Here is an 11631-nt window from a genome sequence, read left to right as displayed (position 1 = left end):
CACGCCATTTTTTAGCTAAAGGAAAACTCATGACCCGAACCATTATTGACATCAGCCTGCTGCAGACCGTTCCGCCGAGCAACATTAACCGAGACGATACCGGAAGCCCGAAGACCGCGATTTTTGGTGGTGTGCGTCGCGCCCGGGTGTCGAGCCAGGCGTGGAAGCGCGCAACCCGACTTGATTTCGCCGGACGGTTGAACCGGGATGAGCTGGGCGAGCGCACAAAGCGCGTGGTCGAGGTGGTGACGGAGCGTGTGTTGGCTGCCGAGGCAGATGTGGATCCGGAAGCGGCACGCACGGTGGTTGAATCCATCTTCAAGGCTGCGGGGATCAAGGTCACGGCTCCGAAGAAGCCTGAGAATGCCCCGGCAGAGTCGGGATATCTGCTCTTCCTCAGCAACCAGCAGAGCCAGCACCTTGCCGAGGTTGCCGTGGCTGCGCTGCGTAGCGATGAGCCCGACGCTGTGATCAAGGCGGCGGCTCCGAAGAAGATTTTGGCGAGCACCCACTCGGTGGATATTGCGCTTTTTGGGCGAATGATTGCCGAGGACACCTCTCTCAACGTGGATGCCGCGGTGCAGGTGGCTCACGCAATCAGCGTGCACGCGGTGAACACCGAGTTTGACTACTTCACGGCCGTTGATGATGTGAAGAGTTCCGCCGAGGGAGAGGATAATTCTGGTGCGGCGATGATCGGCACCGTGGAGTTTAATTCTTCTACCCTGTACCGGTATGCGACGGTGGACGTGGATCGTCTGCTGGATAACCTCGGTGATGTCGAGGCTACGCGGCGCGCGGTCACCGCGTTTGTGGAGTCGTTCGTGCGGAGCATGCCGACCGGTAAGCAAAACACGTTTGCGAACCGCACGCTGCCCGAGGGGGTTGTGATTTCGGTGCGTGATTCCCAGGGGATTAACCTGGTGGGGGCTTTCGAGCGGCCCATTGAGCAGGACCGTGTGGCTGGTTCGTCCGCGGCGCTGCGTGACTACTCGATCGAGGTGGACGCGAATTATGGAACCGCTCCGGTGATTTCATGGGTCGTTCAGACCGGAGCTGCAACCGAGCCGCTGCGTGAGCTTGGTACGAAGTCTTCTCTGGATGAGGCGATTGTTGCGCTCGGCGACGTGGTCGCGGAGCGGATTGCGGGCGTCTAATGCCGACGCTGTTACTGCGCCTTTCGGCACCGCTCCAATCGTGGGGTGCGCATAGTCGCTTTGTGACGCGGGCTACCGAGCAGGCACCCACCAAGAGTGGGGTCTTTGGTTTGCTTGCGGCTGCGCGCGGTCTGCGTCGTACCGAGCCGATTACCGAGTTGTTGGGGTTGAGGTTTGGCACTCGGGTGGATCAGCCCGGGAAGCTCGTGCGGGATTTCCAGGTGGAGCGAAGCAGGAACGGGCTCACGTCAATGCCGCTGTCCTATCGCTACTATCTGGGAGACGCCATCTTCTTGGCCGCGGTGGAGTCGGAAGATCGTGAGCTGCTGAGCGGGCTTCAGGACGCACTGCGCAGTCCGTATTTTCCCCTGTATTTGGGGAGGAGATCGTGCCCAACCGCGGGGCCGATTTGGACGGCTCTTCGGGAGGAATCGCTCGTTGAGGCGCTTCGGGAGGAGCCCTGGCAGGCGTCTTCAGTGCATCAGGATGGCGTGCGGAGCCCACGGGTGGCTCTTCGAATGCTGGTGGACGCCGAGGAGGGGGAGCCGGGGGAGCTGATCCGAGATGAACCGGTGAGCTTTGATCCCGAGCGGCGCGAGTATCTCTGGCGCACGGTGAGCGAGTCTTTTGTGGAGGTGGAGAACTCGAGATATCGAGCACCCGAGCGAGGCGAGGCTTCCGATCATGACCCGATGAGCCTACTTTTTGAGGAGATTTAGGATGTATCTGACGCGTTTTCAGCTGAATCCGCATCGCCGACGTTCCCGCGCGCTGCTGGGCTCTCCACAGGTGATGCACGCTGCCGTGTTGGCGTGTTTTCCTGACGCATCACCGACGGATGCCGGGCGTGTGCTGTGGAGGGTTGATGGCGACGGGGAAAAGTCGCACCTTTATGTGGTGAGCCCGGCGCGCCCGGATCTCACCACCCTGGTTGAGGAGGCGGGTTGGCCCACCCTGGAGACCTGGGAAACTCGCGCGTATGACGGCCTCCTTGGGCGGCTGGATGCGGGGCAACGATGGGCGTTCCGGCTCACCGCAAATCCGGTGCATTCGCTGCCTCCGGCTCCGGGCGAGAAGCGGGGGAAGCGGTTCGCCCATGTGACGGTAGCTCAGCAGCTTGAATGGCTTGGGCTGCAGGCCGAGCGGTGCGGTTTCCGGGTGGGGGTGGAGGGCCAAGTCGAGGACGAGGTGATCGTTTCTCGCCGCAAGACCATAACCTTTGTACGACAAAAGTCCACGGTGACGCTGGGGCAGGCCACCTTTGACGGTCTGTTGGAGATTACTAACCGGGAGCTGTTTGTGCGTGCGCTGGGTCACGGGATTGGCCCTGCGAAGGGCTATGGGTGTGGTTTACTCACCCTGGCTCCGGTGGTCTAACGGTGGCGATGGGGGCTGTCCCACCCGAGATTGCTGAGCTGGTCCGGGTGCAGGATCGAATTTCGTTCCTGTACCTGGAGCGCTCGGTGATTCATCGTGACGCGAACGCCATCACGGCTACGGATGAGCGCGGTACTGTGCATATTCCGGCGGCAGCACTCGGAGCATTGATGCTCGGCCCGGGCACAACCATCAGCCATCACGCAATGATGTTGCTGGCGGAATCCGGTTCCACCGTGGTGTGGGTGGGGGAGCGCGGCGTCCGCTATTACGCACACGGCCGCGGGCTCACGCTGGGGTCTCGGCTTTTGGATGCCCAGGCGGCGCTGGTCTCGAACCGGCGATCCAGGCTTGAGGTAGCTCGGCGAATGTATTCGTATCGTTTTCCCGACGAGGACGTTTCTGGGTTGAGCATGCAACAGTTACGCGGCCGTGAGGGAGCCCGGGTTCGTAAGCTCTACCGATATCACTCGGAGCGGACCGGTGTGCGGTGGTCCCGCCGCGATTACGATGTTGAGGATTTTCTCGGTGGAGATGCCGTCAATCAGGCGCTTTCTGGTGCGAACATCAGCCTCTATGGGGTGGTGCACTCGGTGATCGTGGCTCTGGGGTGTTCACCAGGTTTGGGGTTCGTACACGCGGGACACGCACGTTCGTTTGTGTATGACATTGCGGACCTTTATAAGGCGGAATATACGATTCCGCTGGCTTTTGATCTCGCGCTTGACCCGCCCATTGACATTGCGGGGGAGGCGCGTCGTCGGCTGCGCGATGAAATGGTGGATGGTGCGTTTTTGAAACGCTGCGTCAATGATATTTATGAGCTCCTCCTCGGGGAGAAGAACGCGTCCGATGTGGTTGCGCCGGAGTCAGATGATGTGTGGGTCTGGGATGGGAGCGCAGACGGCTCAGGATCGCCTGTTTTGGAACACGGAACCGGTGAGGGGGCGGCGTGGTCGTGATCGTTCTCACCGCCTGCCCTCCGGGGTTGCGGGGCTACCTCACCCGTTGGTTCCTTGAGATTTCTGCCGGAGTATTTGTTGGACGTGTGTCGAAACGAGTGCGAGATCTCGCGTGGGAGCGTGCGGTGTCGATGGTTGGTGCGGGGCGGGCAATCATGGTCTTTAGCGCACGCAATGAGCAGCGGATGGATTTCAGGGTCCACGGACATCACTGGACTCCAATCGACATCGATGGTGTGTCGCTCATGCTGCGCCCAGCACCTGGAAAGCCAGCCTGGAACCGAGAGTTGGGCGCTGCCGGATCGCCACCGAAGACGGGGTGGAGTAAAGCCGCGAAGCGCCGCAGGTTTGGTCGAAGTATCTAACCAATTCGCACGCCCGAACGTTTTGTCAGTGCCGCTACCGCGCACGTTCAATTTCGAAACCGATGCTGAAAAGCGTATTCTGTCAGTTAAACACCTGATCAAGAAGTGTGCTCCCCGCGTAGCGGGGATGATCCCGCACAGAGCACTGTGAAGATTCAGTACGGGTAGTGCTCCCCGCGTAGCGGGGATGATCCCGTCGTCACTGTTTCTGGTGACGACGCTGTGGAAGTGCTCCCCGCGTAGCGGGGATGATCCCAACGCGGCCAACGTTTTCGAACTCGCGATGCGGTGCTCCCCGCGTAGCGGGGATGATCCCCGAAGCTGTCCTTGAGCGCCTCCCCCACTCGCGGTGCTCCCCGCGTAGCGGGGATGATCCCGCAACGTTTGCTGCTAGGGAGCCTGTGATTGAGTGCTCCCCGCGTAGCGGGGATGATCCCACCTCGGACGCTGCCAGGCATTTGGGGCTCGCGTGCTCCCCGCGTAGCGGGGATGATCCCGCGGCCGGGTTGATGTTCCCGACGGGCGGAGCGTGCTCCCCGCGTAGCGGGGATGATCCCCAGGGGCGTAACGGCGGTTTCTACGCCGGACGGTGCTCCCCGCGTAGCGGGGATGATCCCGGCCGCCAGCGGAAGACCCGAACCGGAGCCTCAGTGCTCCCCGCGTAGCGGGGATGATCCCTATGACCGAACACCCCCGGCGGGCGCGGTGGTGTGCTCCCCGCGTAGCGGGGATGATCCCGTGAGCTCCTTGCCTCGCTCGTACTTTCGAACGTGCTCCCCGCGTAGCGGGGATGATCCCCGTATTCAGGTGAAGCGGTGGCCGGGCCGCGCGTGCTCCCCGCGTAGCGGGGATGATCCCGGAAAAGCTCGGGTGTGGAGGGCAGATTGGTGGTGCTCCCCGCGTAGCGGGGATGATCCCAAATGGGACTTGCGCTAACCCATCAAACCCATGTGCTCCCCGCGTAGCGGGGATGATCCACGGGAGATATGCCGCGCGCTATCGGCTCCCCTCGTGCTCCCCGCGTAGCGGGGATGATCCCTTGGGTGCCCGAAGCTCCGCCAGTGGCGGCACGTGCTCCCCGCGTAGCGGGGATGATCCCTGTCATGAGTGAATCTATCGACTTCACCGAGCGTGCTCCCCGCGTAGCGGGGATGATCCCGCCAGACCTCCGCTGTTCAATCTGACGGTTCGCGTGCTCCCCGCGTAGCGGGGATGATCCCCTCGACATGCCACCCTGCCGGGCGATGCTTGGGTGCTCCCCGCGTAGCGGGGATGATCCCTCATGTCCGTGCTGAACGACGGCGAGCTTGGAGTGCTCCCCGCGTAGCGGGGATGATCCCTCCTTGACGGTGTAGGCCATGCGGTTGAAGACGTGCTCCCCGCGTAGCGGGGATGATCCCGTTCGCCGCTTCATCCAGGATGCCCACCAGCGGTGCTCCCCGCGTAGCGGGGATGATCCCGCGAATACGCCGGGCGTCCCGGCGCAAGCCTGGTGCTCCCCGCGTAGCGGGGATGATCCCGAGCAACAGGAACTCGGGCATGTTCTCGAGCCGTGCTCCCCGCGTAGCGGGGATGATCCCTCGGGTGCGCTGTCATCGAGGTTGTTTTCAACGTGCTCCCCGCGTAGCGGGGATGATCCCTACCGCACGAAGGCCGCGCAGATCGAGCGGGAGTGCTCCCCGCGTAGCGGGGATGATCCTGTGGCGATAACAGCCGTGCCGTCTTCTTTTACGTGCTCCCCGCGTAGCGGGGATGATCCCGGGCTGATGCAAAGCTCGAGGCTCATCGTCGCGTGCTCCCCGCGTAGCGGGGATGATCCCAGGCCGAGGGTGCGCTGGAACAGGCGCACGACGTGCTCCCCGCGTAGCGGGGATGATCCCCCGAACCCCCTACCGAACCCACCGCAGACGAGGTGCTCCCCGCGTAGCGGGGATGATCCCGTCTGGACCGACACCCAGGTCGAGCTACCGGAGTGCTCCCCGCGTAGCGGGGATGATCCTGAGGCATCAGCATGACCGAGAAGATCGACCACGTGCTCCCCGCGTAGCGGGGATGATCCCGAGAGTCATTGAACGATACTCATTTAAGTGATGTGCTCCTCGCGCAGCGGAGATGATCCTTCATGGCGCGCCGGCCGGGGTCACCCTGCTGTGTGCTCCCCGCGTAGCGGGGATGATCCCCCGAAATGGTGTTTCTCGACAACCCCACTATGGGTGCTCCCCGCGTAGCGGGGGTGATCCATGAGCGAACATCGATATCAGCGGCAGGATCAGCGTGCTCCCCGCGTAGCGGGGATGATCCCCAGACGGTGAGGCTCGTCGAAGTTCATGAACGGTGCTCCCCGCGTAGCGGGGATGATCCTGGTCGTTTCTTCACGATCAGTTGGGGGTGACTGTGCTCCCCGCGTAGCGGTGATGATCCCTTCGAGATGAAGTTCTCCTGACTGCCGTACTGGTATTCCCCGCGTAGCGGGGATGCCCCCCCCGGTCACGGGAGATTACAGGGAGTGGCCATAGTGCTCCCCGCGTAGCGGGGATGATCTTGGCAAGTGCGCACCCACATTTATACGGGGTGGAACGATGAGGCTCTCGAGCCGATCGTCGCGCGAGATGTGGTGAAGCTTGGCCTGAGTGGCAGCGGCGGGGTTTTCGAAGGCCTGCTCGCAAAATTCTGTACCTTGCAGAAGGAGGCTGAGGTCGCGGCGGAGTCTGCAGCCTCAGTCGCTACGGACCTCACTGAGGCCACTGCCTCTGCAAACGCGCTCGAGGATTCTCACTTAGACGCGGTCCAGGGCGCAGATAGTGCAGACGCTGTGGCCCAGGCAGCGCAGGTTGCTGCCGGACCAAAATCGGGCGGAGTCTCACGTGAGCCTCGCCTGAACGCACTCGCACGGCCGTCTGCCCCTAAGCGGGCACACGCGGGAAGTGGCGGATCACAGCCCGCCTCGCCTCCAAAGACGGGTGGCGGGCCGGATGGACCTCGCCGAAAACTGTCACGTCTCCGTGCGAGGCCACCGGTAGCTGCACAAAACCAGCCATCTAAAGGGGAGATTGTGCGCGATCTCGACGGGCGTCGCGGTGCTGGGGATGCGCACTGTTAAGCTGAACCCGATGACAAACGTTGCAGCGTATTTACGCGCCTATGATGACCAGCTTCGCACCGACGCGGAGGTTCGCGCCGCCGACTCCGTGGAGACCCACGGCCCCCTCCGCCTGGCGACATTCGCCGGTGGCCACGGCTTCGTTACCTATCGGGACCTGGGGGAGGAAGCGGCGACCGCCGAGTCGGTTGCGGAACTCGTGCGTTTTGCGCACGACTACTTTGCCTCCCGTGACGACGTGGTGGACGTCGAGTGGAAGACCCGCGCACACGACAGCGCGCCCGGGCTGCACGACGCCCTGGTAAACAGCGGGTTTGTGCCCGATGATTCCGAATCGGTGATGATCGGCGCGCTCGAGGCGCTGACCGAAAACGATCCGGCCGCCGAGCTGGCCGAGGCCGGCATTATCATTCGACGGATCACGACCGAGGCCGAGGTGCGCGCAATGAGCGCGATGGCCGCGATCGCGTTCGAGGAGGATGAGGACACCGACCGGCTCGACGAGATGATCGAGGAGCTCAGCGGAGACTCCGGCGTGGAGTTCTGGGTAGCGGAGGCCGACGGCGTGATCGTGAGCGCCGGCCGACTTGAGCCCGTTGCCGACACTGATGTGGTGGGCATCTGGGGTGGAGCAACCCTGCACGAGTACCGTGGACGCGGCATCTATCGCGCCCTGACCGCCGCTCGCGCTCGCGCCGCCCTCGCGGCGGGAAAGAGGTTTGTGCACTCCGACTCGACGGAGTTCTCCCGGCCCATCCTCGAGCGTTCGGGCCTCGTCAAGGTCACCGAAACGACGCCGTACATCTGGGAGCGCTAACCGCGCGGGTACCCGTCGTGCTCGCGTCATACCGGTGAAACCGGGGGTGGGCCAGACGGAGGCCAACCGTTAATCAGCAGAGCCGCCACCCGGAAACGGGCGGCGGCTCTGCTGTTTAGGTCAGCTGTATAGAAGGGGATTCTTTCGTGTGGGCGGCGGCGTGGGGGCCGTTTAGCCGGGGGAGCCCGCCGTCACCCTGGTCTCGGCGGATCGTGCGGAGACCGGGGCGGAGGAATCTGTGCGGTGAGCGCGCTCAATGAGATCAAGGCGCGTGAGATCGCTGTCGTCCTCCTGGATGATGGACGACACAATGCGGGACCAAAACTGCTTCATGTCGCCAGGCTAGGTTGCTCGTGTGAGCACTCGCCGTAGAAAAGCCGTGTGAACGCCGAGAGTGCCGGGTTGCGGGTGCGGCCCCGATTCCGGTGCTAGCGCCGGGCGGCGGGCTCGGCGGGGGCCGGTATCTGTCGCGCGGCGCGCGCGGGAGGCGACGTAAACGGTGGAGCTTCGAAGAGAATTCGAACGGCGGCAAACCGGGCCGAGAGCAGCGCGAATGCGGTGCCCGTGCCAAATCCCACGGTGAGGAACACCGCAAAGAGGGGCCAGTGCGCGGAGTACCCGATGTCGCGCATCAGGAAACCCGTGAGGTGGATCGGAACGAGATGCGAAACGTAGTAGATCAGCGAGTTCCGACCGACAAATTCCAGCGCGGTACTCACCGGGTTCGGGGGAATCCTCCGGAAAAGCCACACCGCGACGATAATCGACCCGAATAGTCCGGGGGCGTAGAGCGGTTCGTAGAGCACCTTGAGCGAGCTGAGGTTCACCAGCCCGGTCGCCACGGCGAGGAGGGCCGCGGTAATCACCACGGGCCTGCGCTCGATGATCGATTCAATTGCCTCCTGCCGAGTGGAGAAATAGACGCCAAACATAAAGAAGGCAAACAGGAACACGAACTTCTCGAGGCGAATATCCTCTGGCATCCAGTGCGAGGCGATCAGGGCGATCATGCCCGGAATCCACGCCGGGACACGCTTGAGCGCCCACGCAAGGAAGTAGTAAGCGGGAAGGAACCACAGGTACCAGAGGTGCGTCTCAACGGGGTCGTAAAGAACACGAAGCGCGGTTTTCGGGGTGATCGTTCCGAGGGCAAAGAGACCAACAAACGACCAGATCAGATAGGGCCACACCACGTGACGAATCTTGCCGGTGAAGTATCGAACCGCGCCCTTGCGCAGCGAACGGGTAACAAAGTAGCCGGCCAGGAACACCAGGAGCGGCATCCGGAACGGTTCCAGTAAGAGGTTAATGCCCCTGAGGGACCGCGGATAGGCATCCGAGTAATACTTGAGGGCGAGGCTGGCATGCAGAAAAATCACGAGGATGATTGCGACGCCACGAAGCGCATCGATCCAGTGAAGCCTGGACGCGCCGGGAGCGATTTTCATAACGGCAGCTTGGCATATGTCCGCTGCGTCTCGAAATTTGTGCCCTATTCGGGGGATATTGGGTGTGAGTGTTGGTGTCTTCAGACCGGACATGCAAAAACCGCCGCTTCTGTCGAGGCGGCGGTTTCATTGGAGGGGATGACGGGAATCGAACCCGCATCATTAGTTTGGAAGACTAAGGCTTTACCACTAAGCTACATCCCCACTCCGGAACTCACGCTCCGGGGTGCGTTCATCATCGTAGTACAGGATTCGGGTTCGGGTGAAGTCGGACACGCAGCCCGGGCGCGGCGGAGGGGAATCTGCGTCATTCGACACCCCGTGTTGCGAATTGGTGTCGGGACGGGTGTTTTTGTCAGCTAGACTTGCGGAGGTCAATTAGCCTGCCGTGCATGCGCGGAATTGACGCAAATACCGGCTTTACTAGCCGGGGCGTAGCTCAGCTTGGTAGAGCGCCCGCTTTGGGAGCGGGAGGTCGCAGGTTCAAATCCTGTCGCCCCGACGAGGCCCACTCCTCACCCGAGGACGAATTTCCAACAATCAGGAGAACACATCATCGTGAAGTCGACGGTCGAACAGCTCAGCCCCACCCGCGTCAAGCTCAACATTGAGGTGACCCCGGAGGACCTGCAGCCCGCCATCAAGCGCGCCTACGCACAGATCGCAGAGCAGATCAACGTGCCCGGTTTCCGCAAGGGCAAGGTGCCCGCAGCCATCATCGACCAGCGCGTCGGTAAGGGTGCCGTCATCGAGCAGGCCGCCAACGAGGGTCTGGACGGTTTCTACCGTGCGGCCGTCGAGGAGCACGGTGTCCGTGTTCTGGGTCGCCCCGAGGCAGACATCACCGAGTGGCCCAACGAGAAGGACTTCTCCGGCGACCTGAAGGTCACCATTGAGGTAGACGTCCGTCCCGAGGTCACCCTCCCCGCCTACGACGGCATCAAGCTCGAGGTTGAGGCCGCCGAGGTTACCGACGCCGACGTCGCCGAGGAGCTCGAGTCGCTGCGTACTCGCTTCGGCACCCTCGTTACCGTCGACCGTCCGGTCAAGACCGGTGACTTCGCTCAGATCGACCTGATCGCCACCATCGAGGGCAACGAGGTCGACAACGCCTCCGGCATCTCCTACGAGGTCGGCTCGGGCGAGCTGATCGAGGGCATCGACGAGGCCCTGGACACCCTCACCGCCGGTGAGAACACCACCTTCACCGCCCCGCTGCTCGGTGGCGAGCACGCCGGCAAGGACGCGGAGATCACCGTGACCCTGACCGCCGTCAAGGAGCGCGAGCTGCCCGAGGCCGACGACGAGTTCGCTCAGATCGCCTCGGAGTTCGACACCATCGCCGAGCTGACCGACTCCCTCAAGGAGCAGGCCGCCAGCAAGAAGACCTTCGGTCAGGGCGCTGCCGCTCGCGAGAAGCTCATCGAGCACCTCCTCGAGACCGTTGAGGTTGCCGTTCCCGAGAAGCTCGTTGAGGACGAGGTGCACCGTCACCTCGAGAACGAGAACCGTCTTGAGGACGACGCTCACCGCGCCGAGGTCAAGGAGTCTTCCGAGAAGACCTTCCGCACCCAGATCCTGCTCGACGTCATCGCCGAGACCGAGAAGGTTCAGGTCAGCCAGGAAGAGCTGACCCAGTACCTGATCCAGGGTGCCGCTCAGTACGGCATGGAGCCGGGCGAGTTCATCCAGGTTCTGGACCAGAACGGTCAGATTCCCGCCATGGTCGGCGAGGTTGCCCGCAACAAGGCCCTCGCAATCGTCCTGGGCAAGGTCAAGGTTGTTGACACCACCGGTGCCGACGTTGACCTCTCGGGCTTCATCCCCTCGGATGAGGACGAGGCCGCCGAGGTTGAGGCTGCTGACGAGAAGTAATTCTCTGAATCACTAAATCTCTGAGATTCACAAAACCGCCCCCGAGAAATCGGGGGCGGTTTTTGCTGTCGCGGTGACGGGGTGCTTTGTGCACGGACCTCGGCTGAGGCTCGCTCGGGAAGGATGGGGCCGCGCGCCTATCGAGCCTGTCGCTCGAGCAGTTCGACAAACTCATCGGCCATCGCAAGCTGAGTGCGCAGTTTCTCGCGACGTTCGGTGGCCTCACGAATGAACTCGGTCAGTCGCGGGTCATCCGCGGGGGAGTCCTGCGCGGCAGCGTGCTCATCGATAATTGCGAGCAGCTCGGCCATCTCCTCGAGGCTGAAACCGAGCGGTTTCATGCGACGGATAAGGATCATGCGCTCAAAATCAGCCTCGGTATAGAGGCGAAAGCCACCCTCGGTGCGAAAGGAGGCCGTCACCAGGCCGACGTCATCGTAGTGGCGAATGGTCCGCAGGGACATGCCGGTACGTTCGGCGAACTCGCCGATGTGCATGGTGGCCGGGGTGGGGGACATGGCACGCCTTTC

10 protein-coding genes, 2 tRNA genes and 1 CRISPR repeat array are annotated in these 11631 nt (G+C 62.7%); of the genes, 8 read left to right on the top strand and 4 right to left on the bottom strand.

Annotated elements, in window-relative coordinates; translation table 11 throughout:
• Positions 1-29 precede the first annotated feature (29 nt).
• The 6 genes from cas7e to D9V32_RS10945 all read left to right on the top strand — a co-directional run bounded on the left by cas7e (position 30) and on the right by D9V32_RS10945 (position 7778).
• Positions 30-1157 (top strand): type I-E CRISPR-associated protein Cas7/Cse4/CasC, encoded by a 1128-nt coding sequence (cas7e, locus tag D9V32_RS10970; protein ID WP_121648951.1) that lies wholly within the window; start codon positions 30-32, stop codon positions 1155-1157.
• The gene (gene cas5e / locus D9V32_RS10965; protein ID WP_121648950.1) at positions 1157-1876 is read left to right on the top strand and encodes a type I-E CRISPR-associated protein Cas5/CasD; all 720 of its coding nucleotides are present in this window, start codon (positions 1157-1159) and stop codon (positions 1874-1876) included. The genes cas7e and cas5e overlap by 1 nt, the downstream gene beginning before the upstream one ends.
• A 1-nt stretch (position 1877) precedes the next feature.
• Complete coding sequence (cas6e, locus tag D9V32_RS10960; protein WP_121648949.1) at positions 1878-2534, top strand: type I-E CRISPR-associated protein Cas6/Cse3/CasE; 657 nt, start codon at positions 1878-1880, stop codon at positions 2532-2534.
• A gap of 8 nt (positions 2535-2542) precedes the next feature.
• Positions 2543-3496 carry a type I-E CRISPR-associated endonuclease Cas1e gene (gene cas1e, locus D9V32_RS10955; RefSeq protein WP_121649079.1) on the top strand — a complete coding sequence of 318 codons (954 nt, stop codon included), beginning with the start codon at positions 2543-2545 and terminating at the stop codon, positions 3494-3496.
• Positions 3487-3861, top strand: coding sequence for a type I-E CRISPR-associated endoribonuclease Cas2e (gene cas2e, locus D9V32_RS10950; RefSeq protein ID WP_121648948.1), 375 nt, complete (start codon positions 3487-3489; stop codon positions 3859-3861). The genes cas1e and cas2e overlap by 10 nt, the downstream gene beginning before the upstream one ends.
• Before the next feature lie 107 nt (positions 3862-3968).
• A CRISPR array of direct repeats spans positions 3969-6404; the repeat unit is 28 nt; unit sequence GTGCTCCCCGCGTAGCGGGGATGATCCC.
• 567 nt (positions 6405-6971) lie between these two features.
• On the top strand, positions 6972-7778 hold the full coding sequence (locus tag D9V32_RS10945) for a GNAT family N-acetyltransferase (RefSeq protein WP_121649078.1): 807 nt from the start codon (positions 6972-6974) through the stop codon (positions 7776-7778).
• Positions 7779-7949: 171 nt separating this feature from the next.
• Here the strand turns inward: D9V32_RS10945 and D9V32_RS16245 are convergent, their stop codons facing one another.
• The 3 genes from D9V32_RS16245 to D9V32_RS10935 form a co-directional block, all read right to left on the bottom strand.
• On the bottom strand, positions 7950-8111 hold the full coding sequence (locus D9V32_RS16245; RefSeq protein WP_183086281.1) for a hypothetical protein: 162 nt from the start codon (positions 8109-8111) through the stop codon (positions 7950-7952).
• 95 nt (positions 8112-8206) lie between these two features.
• Positions 8207-9226, bottom strand: coding sequence for an acyltransferase family protein (locus D9V32_RS10940; RefSeq protein WP_183086280.1), 1020 nt, complete (start codon positions 9224-9226; stop codon positions 8207-8209).
• A gap of 130 nt (positions 9227-9356) precedes the next feature.
• Positions 9357-9430: transfer RNA gene (locus D9V32_RS10935), tRNA-Gly, on the bottom strand.
• Between the two features lie 224 nt (positions 9431-9654).
• Here D9V32_RS10935 and D9V32_RS10930 point away from each other — a divergent pair.
• Together D9V32_RS10930 and tig are read left to right on the top strand one after the other, a co-directional pair.
• Positions 9655-9728, top strand: a tRNA-Pro gene (locus D9V32_RS10930).
• Between the two features lie 56 nt (positions 9729-9784).
• Complete coding sequence (gene tig / locus D9V32_RS10925) at positions 9785-11101, top strand: trigger factor (RefSeq protein WP_183086279.1); 1317 nt, start codon at positions 9785-9787, stop codon at positions 11099-11101.
• Positions 11102-11238: 137 nt separating this feature from the next.
• Here the strand turns inward: tig and D9V32_RS10920 are convergent, their stop codons facing one another.
• Positions 11239-11619, bottom strand: coding sequence for a MerR family transcriptional regulator (locus D9V32_RS10920; protein ID WP_121648945.1), 381 nt, complete (start codon positions 11617-11619; stop codon positions 11239-11241).
• Between the last annotated feature and the right edge of the window lie 12 nt (positions 11620-11631).

The sequence above is a fragment of the Mycetocola tolaasinivorans genome (assembly GCF_003667565.1).
Classification (GTDB): Bacteria; Actinomycetota; Actinomycetes; order Actinomycetales; family Microbacteriaceae; genus Mycetocola; species Mycetocola tolaasinivorans.
The sequence above is the reverse complement of the archived record's forward strand: the minus strand, read 5'-3'. Positions and strand labels throughout refer to the sequence as shown.